General features: G+C 68.2%; 17 protein-coding genes and 1 pseudogene. 13 read left to right on the top strand and 5 right to left on the bottom strand.

The window, feature by feature from the left end; genetic code table 11:
* Window positions 1–3 precede the first annotated feature (3 nt).
* A complete protein-coding gene (locus G3O06_RS21605) occupies window positions 4–624 on the top strand; it encodes an ABATE domain-containing protein (RefSeq protein ID WP_241020180.1) in 621 nt (206 codons plus the stop codon).
* Between the two features lie 47 nt (window positions 625–671).
* Here the strand turns inward: G3O06_RS21605 and prpR are convergent, their stop codons facing one another.
* Complete coding sequence (prpR, locus tag G3O06_RS21600) at window positions 672–2,654, bottom strand: propionate catabolism operon regulatory protein PrpR (RefSeq protein ID WP_205817453.1); 1,983 nt, start codon at window positions 2,652–2,654, stop codon at window positions 672–674.
* A 170-nt stretch (window positions 2,655–2,824) separates the two neighbouring features.
* Here prpR and prpB point away from each other — a divergent pair, with 170 nt between their 5' ends.
* The 7 genes and pseudogenes from prpB to G3O06_RS21565 all read left to right on the top strand — a co-directional run bounded on the left by prpB (window position 2,825) and on the right by G3O06_RS21565 (window position 10,831).
* Window positions 2,825–3,718, top strand: coding sequence for a methylisocitrate lyase (prpB, locus tag G3O06_RS21595; protein ID WP_011353756.1), 894 nt, complete (start codon window positions 2,825–2,827; stop codon window positions 3,716–3,718).
* A gap of 165 nt (window positions 3,719–3,883) precedes the next feature.
* Window positions 3,884–5,056, top strand: coding sequence for a 2-methylcitrate synthase (gene prpC / locus G3O06_RS21590; RefSeq protein ID WP_174971447.1), 1,173 nt, complete (start codon window positions 3,884–3,886; stop codon window positions 5,054–5,056).
* A 77-nt stretch (window positions 5,057–5,133) separates the two neighbouring features.
* On the top strand, window positions 5,134–7,728 hold the full coding sequence (acnD, locus tag G3O06_RS21585; RefSeq protein ID WP_205817452.1) for a Fe/S-dependent 2-methylisocitrate dehydratase AcnD: 2,595 nt from the start codon (window positions 5,134–5,136) through the stop codon (window positions 7,726–7,728).
* 26 nt (window positions 7,729–7,754) lie between these two features.
* The gene (gene prpF, locus G3O06_RS21580; RefSeq protein WP_174918359.1) at window positions 7,755–8,945 is read left to right on the top strand and encodes a 2-methylaconitate cis-trans isomerase PrpF; all 1,191 of its coding nucleotides are present in this window, start codon (window positions 7,755–7,757) and stop codon (window positions 8,943–8,945) included.
* 173 nt (window positions 8,946–9,118) lie between these two features.
* Window positions 9,119–10,170 (top strand): annotated as a pseudogene (locus G3O06_RS21575) (CaiB/BaiF CoA-transferase family protein).
* 141 nt (window positions 10,171–10,311) lie between these two features.
* Window positions 10,312–10,560: a type II toxin-antitoxin system Phd/YefM family antitoxin gene (locus tag G3O06_RS21570; protein ID WP_174918349.1), complete on the top strand. Its 249-nt coding sequence runs from the start codon at window positions 10,312–10,314 to the stop codon at window positions 10,558–10,560.
* Complete coding sequence (locus G3O06_RS21565; RefSeq protein ID WP_174918348.1) at window positions 10,550–10,831, top strand: type II toxin-antitoxin system RelE/ParE family toxin; 282 nt, start codon at window positions 10,550–10,552, stop codon at window positions 10,829–10,831. Before G3O06_RS21570 ends, G3O06_RS21565 begins: the two co-directional genes overlap by 11 nt.
* A gap of 117 nt (window positions 10,832–10,948) precedes the next feature.
* Here G3O06_RS21565 and G3O06_RS21560 read toward each other — a convergent pair whose 3' ends face one another.
* On the bottom strand, window positions 10,949–11,392 hold the full coding sequence (locus G3O06_RS21560) for a PaaI family thioesterase (RefSeq protein WP_011353771.1): 444 nt from the start codon (window positions 11,390–11,392) through the stop codon (window positions 10,949–10,951).
* A 271-nt stretch (window positions 11,393–11,663) separates the two neighbouring features.
* Here G3O06_RS21560 and G3O06_RS21555 point away from each other — a divergent pair, with 271 nt between their 5' ends.
* The gene (locus tag G3O06_RS21555; protein ID WP_205817451.1) at window positions 11,664–13,283 is read left to right on the top strand and encodes a methyl-accepting chemotaxis protein; all 1,620 of its coding nucleotides are present in this window, start codon (window positions 11,664–11,666) and stop codon (window positions 13,281–13,283) included.
* On the opposite strand, the gene G3O06_RS21550 is transcribed toward G3O06_RS21555, so the two are convergent.
* Entirely contained in the window at window positions 13,256–14,365 is a 1,110-nt protein-coding gene (locus tag G3O06_RS21550) for an AGE family epimerase/isomerase (RefSeq protein ID WP_174971411.1), read from the bottom strand. The genes G3O06_RS21555 and G3O06_RS21550 overlap by 28 nt on opposite strands.
* Window positions 14,366–14,479: 114 nt before the next feature.
* On the opposite strand from G3O06_RS21550, the gene G3O06_RS21545 reads away from it, so the two are divergent.
* Window positions 14,480–15,178 carry an MgtC/SapB family protein gene (locus G3O06_RS21545; protein ID WP_089496033.1) on the top strand — a complete coding sequence of 233 codons (699 nt, stop codon included), beginning with the start codon at window positions 14,480–14,482 and terminating at the stop codon, window positions 15,176–15,178.
* A gap of 186 nt (window positions 15,179–15,364) precedes the next feature.
* Here G3O06_RS21545 and G3O06_RS50005 read toward each other — a convergent pair whose 3' ends face one another.
* Window positions 15,365–15,655: a hypothetical protein gene (locus tag G3O06_RS50005; RefSeq protein WP_346779546.1), complete on the bottom strand. Its 291-nt coding sequence runs from the start codon at window positions 15,653–15,655 to the stop codon at window positions 15,365–15,367.
* On the opposite strand from G3O06_RS50005, the gene G3O06_RS21540 reads away from it, so the two are divergent.
* From G3O06_RS21540 to G3O06_RS21530, 3 genes are all read left to right on the top strand, one after another.
* Complete coding sequence (locus G3O06_RS21540; protein WP_346779545.1) at window positions 15,536–16,657, top strand: flagellar hook-length control protein FliK; 1,122 nt, start codon at window positions 15,536–15,538, stop codon at window positions 16,655–16,657. The genes G3O06_RS50005 and G3O06_RS21540 overlap by 120 nt on opposite strands.
* Window positions 16,658–16,832: 175 nt before the next feature.
* Window positions 16,833–16,988, top strand: coding sequence for a hypothetical protein (locus G3O06_RS21535; RefSeq protein WP_006481665.1), 156 nt, complete (start codon window positions 16,833–16,835; stop codon window positions 16,986–16,988).
* Between the two features lie 197 nt (window positions 16,989–17,185).
* A complete protein-coding gene (locus G3O06_RS21530) occupies window positions 17,186–17,665 on the top strand; it encodes a GNAT family N-acetyltransferase (RefSeq protein WP_174971403.1) in 480 nt (159 codons plus the stop codon).
* Between the two features lie 297 nt (window positions 17,666–17,962).
* On the opposite strand, the gene G3O06_RS21525 is transcribed toward G3O06_RS21530, so the two are convergent.
* On the bottom strand, window positions 17,963–18,600 hold a 638-nt coding region (locus tag G3O06_RS21525; protein WP_205817449.1), incomplete at its 5' end, for an HAD-IC family P-type ATPase.

Here is an 18,600-nt window from a genome sequence, read left to right as displayed (position 1 = left end):
GGCATGAGCGATACGCAACCTTCCGTCACGATGGACTGCCTGATTCCGGCGCCGCCCGAAACCCTGAGCATCGATTTTGCGAACACGCTGTACTGGCGCGGCAGCGACCCGCCGACGGAAACCTTCGGCACGATGGGCGACCTGCTGACGTGGTGCCGCGAGCAGGCGGGCGTGCCGGCTGTCCTGGCCGAAGCGTGCCGCGCGCACGGGAAAGAAGAGGGGGAACCGGCGATGCTGGCGCGCGCGCTCGCATTGCGCGAGGCGCTGTACCGGCTCTTTCGTGCGCAGGCCGAGCAGCGCGAGCCGCTCGCCGACGATCTCGCGCTGCTCGGCGGCTTCCTGGCGGAAGCGGCGCCGCGCGTCGCACTGGCGCGCATCGATGGCGGCTACGCGTGGCGGATCGGGGAGGGGCGTGCGACGCTGGCTGGACTGCTGAGCCCGGTACTGTGGTCGGCGATCGACCTGCTCGGCGGTGCGCGGCTCGCGAAGGTCAAGCGTTGCGCGAACGACGCCTGCCAGTGGCTGTTCATCGACGACAGCAAGAATGGCAGCCGCCGCTGGTGTTCGATGTCGTCGTGCGGCAATCGCGCGAAGGCGTACCGCCACTATCACAAGGCCGACTGACGTACCTCTTCAGGCAAGCGCGCGCCCGCGCGTCGAATCCGTGCCTGTTATTTCACCGACAACTTCCGCCACAGCGTCGTCTTGCTGATGCCCAGCATCGCGCACGCGCGGTCGCGGTCGCCGCCGCACGCGTCGAGTACCGCGCGGATCTCGTCGGCTTCCGCGCGACGGCGGCGCGCGTGCAGTGTCTGCGCATCGTCGGCGTCGGCCGCGTCGGGTGGCATCGCAAACAGCTCGGGCGCGATCGCCTGCAGCGCATCGGGATCGAGCGCGGCGCACGCGGTGGCGGAATCGTTTTCATCGGCTTCCTCGGCCAGCTCCACCGCGATTCGCTCGATCACATTCTGCAGTTCGCGCACGTTGCCGGGCCACCGGTAGCGCGCGAGCGCGGCCTGTGTCGCGCCAAGCACGCGCGCGGCGTCGTCGGCGTCGCGCAGGCGTTCGGCGAGGCGCGGTTCGCGTCGTGCGGCCTGCACGAGCAGCGTGGCCGCGAGCGCCGGAATGTCGGCAGCGCGCTCGCGCAGCGGCGGCAGGCCGACGTTCAGGATGTTGAGCCGGTAATAGAGATCCGCGCGGAACGTGCCGGCTTCGACGGCCGCGAGCAGCGGACGGTGCGTCGCGGCGATCACGCGCACATCGATGCGGATCGGCTCGGTCGAGCCGAGGCGGATCACCTCGCGCTCCTGCAGCACGCGCAGCAGCCGGCTCTGCAGCGACGGCGGCATCTCGCCGATCTCGTCGAGAAACAGCGTGCCGCGGTGAGCGGCTTCGAACAGGCCCGTCTTGCCGCCGCGCCGCGCGCCGGTGAACGCGCCTTCCTCATAGCCGAACAACTCGCTTTCGAGCAGCGCTTCCGGAAACGCGCCGCAATTGACTGCGACGAACGGGTAGCTGCGCCGCGCGGACAGCGCGTGCAGGCTTTGCGCGATCATTTCCTTGCCGGTACCGCTTTCGCCGAGCACGAGCACGGTTGCGTCGGATTTCGCGTAGCGGCGCACGAGATCGCGCACGCGCGCCATCGGCGCCGATGCACCGACCACGTCGTCGAGCGCATAGCGCGCCGCGAACTGCTGCGTGGTGGGTTGCGAACGCAATGCGCGGTCGAGCCGTTCGACCGCGCGCGATTCCTGGAACGTCAGCACGCTGCCCGACGTGACGCCGCGATCGACGAGCGGCCCGCGATGCACGACGTAGCGCACGCCGCGCACGGTCGCGAGCGCGTCGCCGTCCTCGCCGCGCAGCGTGCGCAGTTCGGGCCGCAGATCGACGAGCGCGCGGCCGACGGCCGCCGCGGGTTCGACCCCGAGCGCCGACGCGAGCCGCTCGTTGATCGCCTCGACACGGCCGCGCGCGTCGAGCGCGACCACGCCGTCGCGCAGGTGCTGGAGCAGGTTGTCGAGCCGCTGGCGGCGGAACGCCTCGGCATGCGTCGCGTATGCGACTTCGAGCGCCGTATCGACGGCCTTGCGTACCGATGCGTGCGAATACAGGAACACCGCGCCCATGCCGGCGCTGGCCGCGAGATCGGTGACGAGTCCGGGGCCGACGATCGTCTCGATGCCGCGGTCGCGCAGCTCGTGCACGCAGGCTTCCGCTTCCTGCGCGGACTGATATGACGCAAACTGCACGTCGAGGCCGTACGCGGCGACGAAGCGGCGCACTTCGGGCGGCGTTTCCCCGGCGCTGACGAGCGCGATCCGCGACGCGTCGCGCCGGGCGCGCGCGAGCGCCTGCATCACGTCGAAACCGGTCGGCGATACCACCACCACCGGCACCTGCGCTCGCGTCTTCAGGAAGGCGCCGTTCGAGCCGGCCGCGACGATCACGTCGGGCCGCGCGGTGCCGGCCTCGGCGATCGCGCTGAGCGCATCCTCATAGGCGCGCGTGACGATGCGCACGTCGGCGCGTTCGTCGAATTCACCGGCGATCTCGCGAAACAGGTCGCGCAGGCGGCTGATGCCCATCGCCCAGATGCGCGGGCGCGCCGCGCGATCGGCCGGGCCGACGGGCTTGGTCGAGGAGAGGTCCATGACGGTCGATTATGCGCGTGCGATTTCATTTTTGAAACATGAAATTGCCGAATTGAAATCGCCGGGCACTTCCTCACCCGTGCCGGTTGCTTAAGAATCAGTGGGTTAGCGACGTTGTGCGAGCTGGCCCGGTCCTTGCTGTTAATGGTCGTTCCTTCAGGAGGCCGTTCATGAGCAATACGCATCTTCAGAGCGCCGGCGCGAAATTCCGCGCGGCAGTCGCGGCGGAGCAACCGCTGCAGGTGGTCGGCGCGATCACCGCCTATGCAGCCAAGATGGCGCAGGCCGTCGGCTTCAAGGCCGTGTACCTGTCGGGTGGCGGCGTCGCCGCGAACTCGCTCGGGATCCCCGACCTCGGCATCAGCACGATGGAAGACGTGCTGATCGACGCGAACCGGATCACCAACGCGACCGACCTGCCGCTGCTGGTCGACATCGATACCGGCTGGGGCGGCGCGTTCAACATCGCGCGCACCGTGCGCTCGTTCATCAAGGCCGGCGTCGCGGCCGTGCACCTGGAAGACCAGGTCGGCCAGAAGCGCTGCGGCCACCGTCCGGGCAAGGAAGTCGTGCCAGTCGAGGAAATGGTCGATCGCGTCAAGGCGGCGGTCGATGCGCGTACCGACGACCAGTTCGTGATCATGGCGCGTACCGACGCCGCCGCGGCAGAAGGGATCGACTCGGCGATCGAGCGCGCGGTGGCTTACGTCGAAGCCGGCGCGGACATGATTTTCCCGGAAGCGATGAAGTCGCTCGACGACTACCGCCGCTTCAAGGCAGCCGTGAAGGTGCCGATCCTCGCGAACCTGACCGAATTCGGCTCGACGCCGCTGTTCACGCTCGACGAGCTGCGCGAGGCGAACGTCGACATCGCGCTGTACTGCTGCGGCGCGTATCGCGCGATGAACAAGGCCGCGCTGAACTTCTACGAGACGCTGCGCCGCGACGGCACGCAGAAGGCGGCCGTGCCGACGATGCAGACGCGCGCCGAGCTGTACGACTTCCTTGGCTATCACGAATACGAGCGCAAGCTCGACGAGCTGTTCGCGCAGGGCAAGAAGTAACGCGCCCGCGCGCCGGGACACGATTCCGGAGCGTTTTTGCATCGGTCGGGCCCGGCGCCGCTGCGCCGGTTGAACCGACAGCTTTGCATGGGGCGCGGACTAGGCGCTGAAGCGCCTAGTCCGGCCGCCAGCTGATACCCCCGATACACATTGGAGAACGGAAACATGAGCGAGACGAAAGACGCAGCAGCACCGGCCGCCGCAGGCGCATTCAAGCCGAAGAAGTCGGTGGCGCTGTCGGGCGTGACGGCGGGCAACACGGCGCTGTGCACGGTCGGCAAGACCGGCAACGACCTGCACTATCGCGGCTACGACATTCTCGACGTCGCCGAATCGTGCGAATTCGAGGAAATCGCGCACCTGCTCGTTCACGGCACGCTGCCGAACCTGACCGAACTGGCCGCATACAAGACGAAGCTGCGCGCGCTGCGCGGCCTGCCGAGCGCGCTGAAGGCGGCGCTGGAGCAGATCCCGGCGTCCGCGCACCCGATGGACGTGATGCGCACGGGCGTGTCGGTGCTCGGCACCGTGCTGCCGGAGAAGGACGACCACAACCTGCCGGGCGCGCGCGACATCGCCGACCGCCTGATGGCATCGCTCGGCTCGATGCTGCTGTACTGGTATCACTTCTCGCACAACGGCAAGCGCATCGAGACGGAAACCGACGACGACTCGATCGGCGGCCACTTCCTGCACCTGCTGCACGGCAAGACGCCGTCGAAGTCGTGGGTCGAGGCGATGCACACGTCGCTGATCCTGTACGCGGAGCACGAATTCAACGCGTCGACGTTCACCGGCCGCGTGATCGCGGGCACGGGCTCGGACATCTACTCGGCGATCACCGGCGCGATCGGCGCGTTGCGCGGCCCGAAGCACGGCGGCGCGAACGAAGTCGCGTATGAAATCCAGAGCCGCTACAGCTCGCCGGACGATGCCGAAGCCGACATCCGCCGCCGCGTCGAGAACAAGGAAGTCGTGATCGGCTTCGGCCACCCGGTCTACACGATCTCCGATCCGCGCAACAAGGTGATCAAGGGCGTCGCGCACAAGCTGTCGAAGGAAGCGGGCGACGTGAAGCTGTACAACATCGCCGAGCGCCTCGAATCGGTGATGTGGGAAGCGAAGAAGATGTTCCCGAACCTCGACTGGTTCAGCGCGGTGTCGTATCACATGATGGGCGTGCCGACCGCGATGTTCACGCCGCTGTTCGTGATCTCGCGCACGTCCGGCTGGAGCGCGCACATCATCGAGCAGCGCGTCGACAACAAGATCATCCGCCCGAGCGCGAACTACACCGGTCCGGAAGACCTGCAGTTCGTGCCGATCGAAAAGCGCTGATTGCCCACCGCGCACACCGGCCTCCCGCGTGACGGGGGCCGGCGTGCGCCGGACGCCATACCCGAGTTCCCCACACCATGAATACCGCCAACCGCAAACCCCTGCCCGGCACGTCGCTGGACTATTTCGACGCGCGCGCCGCGGTCGAAGCGATCGCGCCCGGCGCCTACGACACGCTGCCGTACACGTCGCGCGTGCTCGCCGAAAACCTCGTGCGCCGCTGCGATCCGGCGATCCTCGCCGATTCGCTGAAGCAGATCATCGAGCGCAAGCGCGAACGTGATTTCCCGTGGTTCCCGGCGCGCGTCGTGTGCCACGACATCCTCGGGCAGACCGCGCTCGTCGATCTCGCCGGCCTGCGCGACGCGATCGCCGACGGCGGCGGCGACCCGGCCAAGGTGAACCCGGTCGTGCCGGTGCAGCTGATCGTCGACCACTCGCTCGCCGTCGAATGCGGCGGCTTCGATCCGGACGCGTTCGCGAAGAACCGCGCGATCGAGGATCGCCGCAACGAGGATCGCTTCCACTTCATCGAGTGGACGAAGAAGGCGTTCGAGAACGTCGACGTGATCCCGCCGGGCAACGGCATCATGCACCAGATCAACCTCGAGAAAATGTCGCCGGTGATCCAGGCGCACGACGGCGTCGCGTATCCCGATACCTGCGTCGGCACCGACAGCCACACGCCGCACGTCGACGCGCTCGGCGTGATCGCGATCGGCGTCGGCGGCCTCGAAGCGGAGAACGTGATGCTCGGCCGCGCGTCGTGGATGCGCCTGCCCGACATCGTCGGCGTCGAGCTGACCGGCAAGCGCCAGCCCGGCATCACCGCGACCGACGTCGTGCTCGCACTGACCGAATTCCTGCGCAAGGAAAAGGTGGTGGGCGCGTATCTCGAATTCCGCGGCGAAGGCGCGGCGAGCCTCACGCTCGGCGATCGCGCGACGATCTCGAACATGGCGCCCGAATACGGCGCGACGGCCGCGATGTTCTTCATCGACGGCCAGACCACCGACTACCTGCGCCTCACCGGCCGCAGCGACGAGCAGGTGAAGCTCGTCGAGACCTACGCGAAGGCGGCGGGCCTGTGGGCCGATACGCTCGCCAACGCGCAATACGAGCGCACGCTGACGTTCGACCTGTCGAGCGTCGTGCGCAACATGGCCGGCCCGTCGAACCCGCACAAGCGGCTGCCGACGTCCGATCTCGCCGCGCGCGGGATCGCCGGCCAGTGGGAAGAGAAGGCGGGCGAGATGCCCGACGGCGCGGTGATCATCGCCGCGATCACGAGCTGCACGAACACCAGCAACCCGCGCAACGTGATTGCCGCGGCCCTGCTCGCACGCAACGCGAATGCGCGCGGCCTCACGCGCAAGCCGTGGGTGAAGAGCTCGCTCGCGCCCGGCTCGAAGGCGGTCGAGCTGTATCTGGAAGAAGCGAACCTGCTGCCCGAACTCGAGAAGCTCGGCTTCGGCATCGTCGCGTTCGCGTGCACGACCTGCAACGGGATGTCGGGCGCGCTCGACCCGAAGATCCAGCAGGAGATCGTCGATCGCGACCTGTATGCGACGGCCGTGCTGTCCGGCAACCGCAACTTCGACGGCCGTATCCACCCGTATGCGAAGCAGGCGTTCCTCGCGTCGCCGCCGCTCGTCGTCGCATATGCGATCGCCGGCACGATCCGCTTCGACATCGAGAAGGACGTACTCGGTCACGACCAGGACGGCAAGCCCGTCACGCTGAAGGACATCTGGCCGACCGACGAGGAGATCGATGCGATCGTCGCGTCGAGCGTGAAGCCCGAGCAGTTCCGCAAGGTCTACGAGCCGATGTTCGCGCGTAGCGCCGATGCGGGCGAGCGCGCGGCGCCGCTGTACGAGTGGCGCGCGCAGAGCACGTACATCCGCCGTCCGCCGTACTGGGAAGGCGCGCTGGCCGGCGAGCGCACGCTGCAGGGCATGCGCCCGCTCGCGGTGCTCGGCGACAACATCACGACCGACCACCTGTCGCCGTCCAACGCGATCCTGCTGGACAGCGCGGCCGGCGAGTACCTCGCGAAGATGGGCCTGCCGGAAGAAGACTTCAACTCGTACGCGACGCACCGGGGAGACCACCTGACCGCGCAGCGCGCGACCTTCGCGAACCCGACGCTGCTCAACGAGATGGCGGTCGTCGACGGAGCGGTGAAGAAGGGCTCGCTTGCGCGCGTCGAGCCGGAAGGCAAGGTCATGCGGATGTGGGAAGCGATCGAGACGTACATGAATCGCAAGCAGCCGCTGATCGTCGTGGCCGGCGCCGACTACGGCCAGGGCTCGTCGCGCGACTGGGCCGCGAAGGGTGTGCGGCTCGCGGGCGTCGAGGCGATCGCCGCCGAAGGCTTCGAGCGGATCCACCGCACGAACCTGATCGGGATGGGCGTGCTGCCGCTCGAGTTCAAGCCGGGCACGAACCGGACGACGCTCGGCATCGACGGCACCGAGACCTTCGACGTGATCGGCGAGCGCACGCCGCGCGCCGACCTGACGCTCGTGATTCACCGCAAGAACGGCGAGCGCGTGGAGGTGCCGATGACGTGCCGGCTCGATACGGCAGAGGAAGTGTCGATCTACGAAGCGGGCGGCGTGCTGCAGCGCTTCGCGCAGGACTTCCTCGAATCGTCGCAGGCGGCTTGATCGAGTCACACAGGGATAACGCACACATGGCTCACACTCCTCAAATCAGGATTCCCGCGACCTATATCCGCGGCGGCACCAGCAAGGGCGTGTTCTTCCGGCTGCAGGACCTGCCGGACGCCGCGCAGGCGCCGGGCGCCGCCCGCGACGCGCTGCTGCTGCGCGTGATCGGCAGCCCCGATCCGTACGGCAAGCAGATCGACGGGATGGGCGGCGCGACATCGTCCACCAGCAAGACGGTGATCGTGTCGAAGAGCACGCGGCCGGGCCACGACGTCGACTACCTGTTCGGTCAGGTCTCGATCGACAAGGCATTCGTCGACTGGACCGGCAACTGCGGCAACCTGTCGGCGGCGGTCGGCCCGTTCGCGATCAGCGGCGGGCTCGTCGATCCGGCGCGCGTGCCGCGCGACGGTGTTGCCGTCGTGCGGATCTGGCAGGCGAACATCGGCAAGACGATCGTCGCGCATGTGCCGGTGACGAACGGCGCGGTGCAGGAAACCGGCGACTTCGAGCTGGACGGCGTCACGTTCCCGGCCGCCGAAGTGCAGCTCGAGTTCATGGACCCGGCCGCCGAGGAGGAAGGCGCGGGCGGCTCGATGTTCCCGACCGGCAACCTCGTCGACGATCTCGCGGTGCCGGGTGTCGGCACGCTGAAGGCGACGATGATCAACGCGGGCATTCCGACGATCTTCGTCGAGGCGGAAGCGATCGGCTATACGGGCACCGAGCTGCAGGACGCGATCAACGGCGATGCGAAGGCGCTCGAGAAGTTCGAGACGATTCGTGCGCACGGCGCGCTGCGCATGGGCCTGATCGACACGCTCGATGAAATCGCGACGCGACAGCACACGCCGAAGATCGCATTCGTCGCGAAGCCGGCCGATTACGTCGCATCGAGCGGCAAGCGCGTGAATGCGGGCGACGTCGACCTGCTGGTGCGCGCGATGTCGATGGGCAAGCTGCACCACGCGATGATGGGCACGGCGGCGGTCGCGATCGGCACGGCCGCGGCGATCCCCGGCACGCTCGTCAACCTGGCGGCGGGCGGCGGCGAACGCAACGCGGTGCGCTTCGGGCATCCGTCGGGCACGCTGCGCGTCGGCGCGGAAGCGCAGCTCGAAAACGGCGAGTGGACCGTCACCAAGGCGATCATGAGCCGCAGCGCACGCGTGCTGATGGAAGGCTGGGTGCGCGTGCCGGGCGACGCGTTCTGAGTGTAGTGGGTTCCGGCAAGGCAGCCGGAATGCGCGCCGTTCACACCGATCCCTGCGAAGCGGACCCCGCGGCGCAGGGATTTTTCATTTGTCGTGCGTGACGGACGCGACCCGGTGCGAGGAGTACGGCATCGGAGACCGTCGCGACGCGCGGACATAAACAGGAGATTCGTATGCCGCTCGATGCGCCGCTTTCCGGCATCCACATCGTCGAATTCGAAGGTCTCGGCCCCGGCCCGCTCGCGGGCTGGATGCTCGCCGGGATGGGTGCACGCATCACGCTGATCGCGCGCCCATCCGGCCGCACGAGTGCGCCGGATGCGTTGCAGGCCCGAGACGGCGACCTGCTGCGCGAAGGCAAGACGATCGTCGAACTCGACCTGAAGTCGCCAGCCGGTCGCGATGCGGCGCTCGACCTGATCGCGCAGGCCGACGCGCTGATCGAGGGGCTGCGGCCCGGTGTGATGGAGCGGCTCGGCCTCGGGCCCGACGATTGCGCACGTCGCAATCCGACGCTCGTGTACGGGCGGATGACCGGCTGGGGCCAGCATGGCCCGCTGGCCGCCGCAGCCGGACATGACCTGAATTACGTCGCGTTGACGGGGCTGCTGTCGCTGTCCGCGCCGCGCGATGGCCGGCCGGGGTTGCCGCCGACCGTCGTCGGCGATGCGGGCGGCGCGCTCGGGCTCGCGTTCGGGATCGTCTGCGCGCTGTTCGACGTGCGCGGCGGCGGGCCGGGGCGTGTGGTCGACGGCGCGATCGTCGACATCGTGTCGATGCTTGGTTCACTTGCGCTGTGGGCGCGCGCGAACGGGCAACTCGACGGCGCGCAACCGAGCCTTTTCCACGATGCGCCGTTCTACGACGTATACCGCTGCGCGGACGGCGAATGCGTGACGATCGGCGCGCTCGAGCCGCCGTTCTATGCGCTGCTGGTCGAACGGCTTGGGCTGACCGACGTCGATCCGGCGTCGCAGTACGACCGCGCGCGCTGGCCCGCGCTGAAGGCCCGCTTCGCCGACGTGTTCGCGCAGCAGCCGTCCGCGCACTGGCGTGCGCTGCTCGAAGGCACCGATGCGTGTTTCGCGCCGCTGCTGAGCGTGCCGACGCGGCCGCGCATCCGCACAACGTGACGCGCGGCATCTATCGTACGGATGAAAACGGCAACGTGCGGGCGCGCGTGGCGCCGCGGTTTCTGCCGCTGGCGGGGGGCGGGGCGGAGTAGGCACGCCAGCATGTAGAGGTCGATGAGCCTGCCGCGAAACGCATTTCAACGAAAGACTTCGGGAACTTTTTGATCCAATTATGGTACTAAATTTGGTGCTAAATAGAGTACAATCTACATCCTGTTGAAGACGGAGCCGACATGCCTCATACCATCCTGGCCAACGTTACGGCGAGTGTTTCGGAACTGAAGCGGAACCCGATGGGTACGGTCGCGGCTGGAGAGGGTTTCCCGGTCGCGATCCTGAATCACAACGAACCTGCGTTCTATTGCATCCCGGCGAAGACGTGGGAAGCGATGGTCGAACGTCTTGAAGATATCGAAGACAACACGCTGGCCGACAAGCGCGCCAAGGAGAAGGTCGTCAAGGTCAAGCTGAATGAGCTTTGAGCTTGCCTTTCTCGAACCTGCTCTGAAAGAGTGGAAGAAGCTCGATCGCACCGTTCGCGACCAGTTCAAATCCCGGCTCGCCGAGCGGCTCGAGAATCCTCGCGTACCGTCTGCAAAGCTGCATGGTCATCCGGACCGCTACAAGATCAAGCTGCGCAGCGTCGGTTACAGGCTCGTCTACGAAGTGCGCGATTCGGAGGTGCTCGTACTTGTCGTGGCGGTCGGTCGACGCGAGCGTGATGCAGTCTATCTTGCCGCGATGAAGCGTTAGAACCATTTGTGCCGCGCACGGGAGCGGCAAACTTGTCCGCCAATCTGTCCGCTCGGCTCGACTATGCGCCCGTCGCCTTCCAGGTGGATGGGCGGTCCTTCAAGCGCGGGGAACCGCTCACGCCGTTTCCTCCGGCGCATCCGGCATCTTGCCGTCGCCGACGCGGTTGATCGTGCCCTGCGCGATCGCGACGAGCCGCTCGTGATCGCCGTCGATGACGAACACGTGACACTGGCAGGTCGCCTGATGCCGGCCCGCGTAGACGAGCTTCGCGCGGGCGACGAGCGTGCCGTTCACGGCCGGCCGCAGGTAGTTGATCTTGTATTCCGCCGTGATCACGCGCGGGCCGAGCACGAGTGCGCCGGCGAACGTCAGCGCGTTGTCCGCGAGGTAGCTGATGACGCCGCCGTGCACGAAACCATGCTGCTGCCGCAGTTCTTCGCGCACGGGCAGGCACAGCGACACTTCGTTGTCGCCGATATGCATCAGCTCCGTGCCCAGCAGCATGCTGAACGGTTGCGCACGCAATGCGCCGCGCGCGTGGTCCGTGATGTCGGTCATCGAACTTCCCTCGAAATGAGTGCCCGCTTGCGCTGAACTCTAGGAAGGGGGATGCGGATAAGCAAGGAAATTCGTCCGCGTTTCGTGCAATTTGCGGCGCGATGCGACGCGATTATTGCGTCGAATGCCGTGGATTTCCCTGTTTGCGGGCAATTCGACGCGAATGCGCGAGTAACGCGAGCTTTGCCGTCGTCCATTCCTAAAGTCCGACGAAGAAATGCCGCTAATGCCGGGGCATTGCCTCATCGTCCGCTTTCCAGGAATCTCCCCCATGTTCGGAAAAATCAAGCTCGCGTCGGGTCTGCTCGGCGTGTTGACCGTGTTCTGCCTGTTCCTGTTCGCGATCGAGGCGCTCGGCTTCTGGGCGCTCAAATCGACGCGTAGCGGCGTCGACGATCTGTCGAACGTTGCGATCACGCAGGTCGAGGCGGCCAGCCAGGCGACCCAGCAGCTGCTCGACGCGCGTATCAACCTGTCGCGCGCCGGCACGCGGATGGTGCGTGGCGGCCCGAAGCCGGAAGACATCATCCGCCATGCGGGCGCTTCGCTCGCGGAAGCGGACAAGGCGTTCGCCGCGCTGACCGCCGCGCAGCCGGTCGACGATGCCAACCGCGCGCGCGTCGCGGCGCTCGCCGAGCGCTATCGCGCGTTGCGCGGCGCGCTGGGCGAACTCGTGCAGTTCCTCGACGCCGACAACATCCAGGCCTTCCTCGACCAGCCGACGCAGAGCATCCAGGACGCCTATATCGCCGAGCTGCGCCGCTTCACCGACTACGGCGGCGCATCGAGCCGCACGGCGCTCGACACGATCGACGGCGGCATGCTCTGGTTCAAGTCGGTCGGCATCGTGCTGCTGGTGGCGATGCTCGCGGCGAGCGCGGCGATCTACGCGGCCGCGCGACGCGCGGTCGTCGCGCCGCTGGAAGAAGCCGGCCGCCATTTCGAGCGGATCGCGCAAGGCCGGCTCGATGAAGCCGTGCGGGCAGGCGGCGTGTTCGAGATCGACCGGATGCTGCGCAGCCTTGCCGCGATGCAGACGAGCGTCGCGGGCACCGTGCGCACGGTGCGCCACGCGTCCGACGCGATCCACCTCGGCGCGGGCGAGATCGCGGGCGGCAACGCCGACCTGTCGGCGCGCACCGGCACCCAGGCCGCATCGCTCGAGGAAACGGCCGCGAGCATGGAGCAACTGACGGCGACCGTCCGGCAGAACACCGACAGCGCACGCGCGGCGAGCGCGCTGGCCGACGCGGCACTCGAGGCGACGAGCCATGGCGGCGGCGTGGTCGACAGCGTGATCGACCGGATGCGCGGCATCGCGCAAAGCTCGGGGCGGATCGCGGAGATCATCTCGGTGATCGACGGCATCGCGTTCCAGACCAACATCCTCGCGCTGAACGCGGCCGTGGAAGCCGCACGCGCCGGCGAACAGGGGCGCGGCTTCGCGGTCGTCGCGGGTGAAGTGCGCTCGCTCGCGCAGCGCAGCGCGCAATCGGCGAAGGAGATCAAGGCGCTGATCGAGGATTCGGTCGCGCAGATCAACGGCGGCGCGGAGCTCGTCGAGCGCGCCGGCGACGCGATGCGGACGGTGTCGGCGTCGATCACGCGCGTCGTGCAGACGATGTCCGAGATCACCGCGGCGTCGGTCGAGCAGAGCGTCGGGATCGAGCAGGTGAACCAGGCCGTTACGCAGATGGATCAGCTCACGCAGCAGAACGCGGCGCTGGTGGAGGAGGTCGCGGCGGCGGCCGCGTCGCTGAACGACCAGACCGCGCACCTGATGCAGGCGGTTTCGGTGTTCGAGCTGGGCGATGGGCGTGCCGCACGCGGCGAACGTGCGGCACCGTCGTTCGCCGACGCGGGTTACGCGCCGGCCGGCAGCGCCGCGTAGGCGGTCGCGAGGTGGTAGGGCGTCGTCGACGGCATGTCGGCGCGCGACACCTGCCCGTCAGCCGTCTTGCACTCGAACCAGCCGCGCGGATGCAGGAAGCGCGCGGCGAAGCGTTCGCTCTGCCGCGCGAGCGGCGCGGAGGCCGGTGTGCCGCCGTGCGTCGCGAGCGCGCGCAGGTACTCGGTCTGCGCCCAGATCCGCTGCGTGCCGTCGATACATGCGCCTTGCGCGTCGAGCGCCGCGCAGACGCCGCCCGTCTGCGGATCGACGCCGTATTGCTCCGCGAACGCGTACGCGCGCGCCAGCGCGCCGGGGAGCCCGGTCTGCGCAAGACGCGCGCCGGCCGCATCGACCAGATAGAACCACTCGAACTGATGGCCGGGCTCGAAACGGTTGTCGGCCGCGCCGAGCGGCAGCTCGGCCACGCAGCCGGTCGCCGCGTCGACGAACGTGCGCTCGACGGCCTGCGCGGTGTGCGCGAGCGCGTCGTCGAATGCCGCATCGCCGAATGCATCGGCCGCCGCGAGCCACGCTTCGGTCAGGTGCATCAGCGGATTCTGCAGCGCCCCGCTGCCGGATGACGAGAAATCGGCGTGGCGCGCCGCATCGAGCAGCGCGTCGCCGGGGCGCGGCGCGAAACGATCCTGAATCAGCGCGGCGGTCTCCTCGGCCGCCTGGCGCGCGGCGGTGTCGCCCGACGCCGCATGCCACGCGGCGCACGCGAAGACGATGAAGGCGTGCGTGTAGAGATCCTTGGTCGTGTCGAGCGGTGCGCCTTGCGCGTCGACGCTGTAGTTCCAGCCGCCGTGGCGCGGATCGCGAAAGTGCCGGCCCAGCGCGTCGAACAGCGTGGCCGCGTGCGCGGTGTCGCCGGCCTGCGCGAACACGAACAGTTGCCGTGCGCAGGCCATTGCGCGATAACGGGTCACGGGCAGCGGCGCGTGGGTGGCCGGGTCGACGGCTTCGAACGGCAGCTGTAATGTCTGGTCGAACCCTGAACCCCGCCAGATCGGCAAGACGACGTGCGCGAAATGGTGGCGCAGCTGGGCGGCCTGGGCGGAAGCGGAGTCGGAAACGGACATGACGGGGTTGAGCGCTGGGTTCGAAACGTGTCGGCGCGGCCCGGAGGATCGGCGCGGCCGGGGCCAAGGATAAAACATTCCGCGCGGCCGGCACCAAAAAAGGAGATAAATCGCATGCTGAGCAACCTGGAACTCGTGATGCGGCTCGTTCTCGCGGCGGCCCTCGGCAGCGTCATCGGCTTCGAACGCGAGCGCCTGTCGTGGGCGGCCGGCCTGCGCACGCACATGCTCGTCTGTGTCGGTTCGACGCTGATCATGATCGTGTCGGCATTCGGGTTCGCCGACGTGCTCGGCAGCAGCGAGCACATCGTGCTCGATCCGTCGCGGATCGCCGCGCAGGTCGTGTCGGGCATCGGTTTCCTCGGTGCGGGCTCGATCCTGCTGCGCGGCGAGATCGTGCGCGGGCTGACGACCGCCGCGAGCCTGTGGTCGGTCGCCGCAATCGGCCTCGCGGTGGGCGGCGGGCTCTACGTCGCGTCGATTTCGGCGACGATCATCATCCTGATCATCCTGGCCGGCATCAAGCCGCTGGAGCGGCGCTACTTCACGGTGCGCCAGCGGCGCCAGCTCGCGCTGACGGTCGTGAGCGGCACGCTGAACTTCGATTCGCTGCACGCGGCGCTCGGCCCGGACAGTGCGCGCGTGAAGCAGTTCATCGTGCAGCGCGCCGACGACACGGGCGAGCACGACGAGGTGCGCATCGCGCTCGCGCGGGTGTCGGCACTCGAATACCAGGCGATCTGCGACAAGCTGCGGGCGCTGAAGGGCGTCACGCGTTTCGAAGAGGGCAATGGGCTGTCGGGCGACGAATAAGCTGAATCGGCAACGGGGCATGCGACAATGCCCGACCAGATTCCGTTCGACATCCGGTTCCGCGCTTGCGGGCCCCGCCATCCGATTTCCATGACCGAATCCGTTTCCTCGCCTCGCTCCCGTTCCCGTTCCAATCGTTCGTCGGCCCGTTCGCGCCAGCGCTCGGCTGCCGCCGCGGGCAGTACGTCAGCGAGGGCGACAGCACGGTCCGGCAGTGCGCTGGCCGACGCGCCGCGGGACGAACGTACGCTCGACCTGTTCGGCGATCCGGTGCTCGAGCCGGGCGAGCGCGCACCGGCTGCGGCGCGCGACGAAGCGGGCGCGCAAGCCGATGCGGCGGTCGATGTCGCGGACGATGTGGCCTCCGGGCGCCAGGCTGCGCTGGACGGGTTCAATGCGCCGGAAGGTGTGGTCGTGGCAGGGCATGTGGAAGCTGCGGAAGGTGCTGTGACGCAGGACGTCGCGAAGGTGGCGCACGGTGTTTCGGTGCCTGAAGTTGGGGACGTTGCAAACGCAGAGGTCGTGCCGGCTTCTGGCGGCGCTGCAATCGGGGCAGGCGATGTTCCCCTGGCCGATGGCGTGGCTACGAAGTTCGCCGAGGTGCCTGCGGTCGACGGCGCCACGATGGCGGCGACCAAGCGGCAGGCGGCCGATGGTGCTGCGGCGAAGGCGAGCGAATCGCAAGCGGCTGGCGGTGAAGTCGAGAAGGCTGTTGTTGTCGCCGCTGCCGTCAAATCCCGCGAAGGGCGAGCTTCCGGCGATGCCGCGAAGGAGCGTCGTGCGTCGTCGGGCGGCAAACGCCGGGCGGCTGCGGGTGCAAGCGACGCGACAGCGGAGCAATCCGCGCCGGTCGTGACGAGCGCCGACACGGCGCTGGACGCGGCTGGGTCGAGCCCGGTGCCGGACGCGGTGTCGGCGGTCGAGCCGCAGACGTCGGCGCAGCCGGCCAAGCCGGTGAACGCCGCGAACCCCGCGAACCCCGCGAAGGCCCACGACGCCGCACCGCAGGCCGGCGCCACCGTATCCCCGGTCACGCAGCCGACGGCTTCCGCTGCCTCCTTTGTCACGAAGCCGTCGGCGGAGCGTACGCAACCGGCCGCGCCGGCGTTCGATCCGGATACGCACCTGCGCCCGCTGACCGACCGGCTCGCCGCCCTGCAGGCCGACGTGGACGGCCTGACGCGCGCGGCCGATCGCGAGATGCGCCGCGTCAACCGCCTGCTGCTGGCGTTGGCCGTCGTCGCGCTGGCCGGGCTCGTCGCGCTGGTGATGCAAACGCGGCAGATTGCGCACCTGAAGCAGGACGTGGCCACGAAGCAGCAGCGGATCGATCGCCTCGCGGCCGATCTGTCGACGCAGCAGGCAACGCTGATGACGCTCGAGGAGCATCACGAAGCGCTGCTGTCGCAAGTCGACCGGCTTCAGCGCAACGCGAATCGCGAGGCGGCCGTCGCGAAGCGTGCTCGCCGCACGCGTTAATCGTTTCGACCCTATCCCGGGAGCCCGACGGAGCAAGGATCACCGTTCCATATCGGCGATCGGCCGTTGCGCGCATGCGGCAAACTGATGCGACGCGCTGGCAGAGTTCAGGGAAAACCCTTAGAATAGAGTCCATCTAAGGGAAAACCCTAGTCACATCTGTCAGGAGTCTCACATGAGCTTCATCCTCGCCCTGCTGCAAAAGATCGACGACCTTTTCGTGTCTCCGCACCTGCCGCTCGACGCCGAATACTCGTACGCCGCGCGTCGTGCCGAAGCCGAGCGCGTGCGCCGTGCGCACCTCGTGCCGATCGTCCTGTACCGTCGCTGATTCGCTGATTCGCTGATTCGCTGATTCGCTGATTCGCTGATTCGCTGATTCGCTGATTCGCTGATTCGCTGATTCGCTGATTCGCTGTCAGCGCGGCGCTCGCCGCACCTGCCTGCCCGCTTTCCGCCGCCGCATCGCGCGCCGGTGCGACCGTCCCGCTACACTGGAAGTCCGATTCCGTTCACGGTGACCGGGCCATGCTGCAGATGCGGCCGATGACGGCCAGCGAATTCCACGCGTACCGCACGCGAGCCATCGACGGCTACGCGAGCGATCTCGTTTCATCCGGACAAAATGCTGTCGAAGATGCGGCCAGCCGGGCGCGTGCCTGCTTCGACACGCTGCTGCCGGACGGCCTGCGTACCTCCGGCCAGACCTTCGTCGTGCTCGTCGACGGCGCCAGCGGCGACGCGGTGGGCGACCTCTGGTATGCGATCGTGCCTGAAGGGCCGAACCGCACGCTGTTCATCTACGACCTCGACATCGTCCCGTCCCGGCGCCGCCAGGGCTGGGCCACGCGTACGCTCGACGCACTCGATGCCGAGGCGCGCCGGTACGGTGTCACCGAGATCGGGCTGTCGGTGTTCAATCACAACGCGGCAGCCCGCGCGCTGTATCGGGCGTGCGGCTTCGCGCCGATCACGACGACCTTGATCAAGCCGGTCATTTCGGACTGAATCCACCGGCCGGTGCCGCGTCCTCATGCGCCGGCGATTCGACTCGCCGTGACTGGCCAACACCGGCCGACCTCACGATCCTTCCTGTTCGCCAAGCGCCAAGCGCCAAGCGCCAAGCGCCAAGCGCCGAACGCCGAACGCCGAACGCCGAACGCCGAACGCCGAACGCCGAACGCCGAACGCCGAACGCCGAACGGCCATCCGGCCGTTCGGCACACGTCACTGGCACACGTCACTGGCACACGTCACTGGCACACGTCACTGGCACACGTCACTGGCACACGCCACCGGCACACATCACCGCGCGCGCCCCTTCCATCTCCGCAACAGCAACGCGTTGGTCACGACGCTGACGCTGGAAAACGCCATCGCCGCGCCCGCGATCACCGGGTTCAGCCAGCCGAGCGCCGCGAGCGGCACGCCGACCAGGTTGTAGACGAACGCCCAGAACAGGTTCTGCTGGATCTTCCGGTACGTGCGTCGGGAGATGTCGATCGCGTCGGCGACGAGCGCCGGGTCGCCGCGCATCAGCGTGATGCCGGCCGTGTGCATCGCGACGTCCGTGCCGGTCGCCATCGCGATGCCGACATCGGCCGCGGCGAGCGCCGGTGCATCGTTGATCCCGTCGCCGACCATCGCGACGATCCCGCCGTGCGTGCGCTTCAGCTCGGCGACGACGCGCGCCTTGTCGTCGGGCAGCACCTGCGCATGCACCTCGCCGATGCCGAGCGACGCCGCGACGGCTGCCGCGCTGCCGCGGTTGTCACCCGTCACGAGCACGCTGGCGACGCCGCGCGCCGACAGCGCCGCGATCGCGTCGCGGGCGCCCGGCTTCACGGTGTCGCCGAAGGCGATCAGCGCGAGCAACGCGCGCGGCGCATCGGCGCGCATCAGCCACGAAATCGTGTTCCCTGCACGTTCGAGCTCCGCCGCGA

Origin of the sequence: Burkholderia sp. Ac-20345 (assembly GCF_017104825.1) — a bacterium.
Taxonomy (GTDB): Bacteria; Pseudomonadota; Gammaproteobacteria; order Burkholderiales; family Burkholderiaceae; genus Burkholderia; species Burkholderia lata_B.
Note: the sequence above shows the minus strand (reverse complement) of the source record. Positions and strands in the feature narration are given on the sequence as shown.

Coding starts and splice junctions, on each gene's coding strand:
- prpC (WP_174971447.1), top strand. CDS start 3,884: ATGAGCGAGACGAAAGACGCAGCAGCACCGGCCGCCGCAGGCGCATTC.
- G3O06_RS21565 (WP_174918348.1), top strand. CDS start 10,550: ATGAGCTTTGAGCTTGCCTTTCTCGAACCTGCTCTGAAAGAGTGGAAG.
- prpF (WP_174918359.1), top strand. CDS start 7,755: ATGGCTCACACTCCTCAAATCAGGATTCCCGCGACCTATATCCGCGGC.
- G3O06_RS21560 (WP_011353771.1), bottom strand. CDS start 11,392: ATGACCGACATCACGGACCACGCGCGCGGCGCATTGCGTGCGCAACCG.
- prpR (WP_205817453.1), bottom strand. CDS start 2,654: ATGGACCTCTCCTCGACCAAGCCCGTCGGCCCGGCCGATCGCGCGGCG.
- G3O06_RS21550 (WP_174971411.1), bottom strand. CDS start 14,365: ATGTCCGTTTCCGACTCCGCTTCCGCCCAGGCCGCCCAGCTGCGCCAC.
- G3O06_RS21570 (WP_174918349.1), top strand. CDS start 10,312: ATGCCTCATACCATCCTGGCCAACGTTACGGCGAGTGTTTCGGAACTG.
- G3O06_RS21530 (WP_174971403.1), top strand. CDS start 17,186: ATGCTGCAGATGCGGCCGATGACGGCCAGCGAATTCCACGCGTACCGC.
- prpB (WP_011353756.1), top strand. CDS start 2,825: ATGAGCAATACGCATCTTCAGAGCGCCGGCGCGAAATTCCGCGCGGCA.
- G3O06_RS21605 (WP_241020180.1), top strand. CDS start 4: ATGAGCGATACGCAACCTTCCGTCACGATGGACTGCCTGATTCCGGCG.
- acnD (WP_205817452.1), top strand. CDS start 5,134: ATGAATACCGCCAACCGCAAACCCCTGCCCGGCACGTCGCTGGACTAT.
- G3O06_RS21535 (WP_006481665.1), top strand. CDS start 16,833: ATGAGCTTCATCCTCGCCCTGCTGCAAAAGATCGACGACCTTTTCGTG.
- G3O06_RS21555 (WP_205817451.1), top strand. CDS start 11,664: ATGTTCGGAAAAATCAAGCTCGCGTCGGGTCTGCTCGGCGTGTTGACC.
- G3O06_RS21545 (WP_089496033.1), top strand. CDS start 14,480: ATGCTGAGCAACCTGGAACTCGTGATGCGGCTCGTTCTCGCGGCGGCC.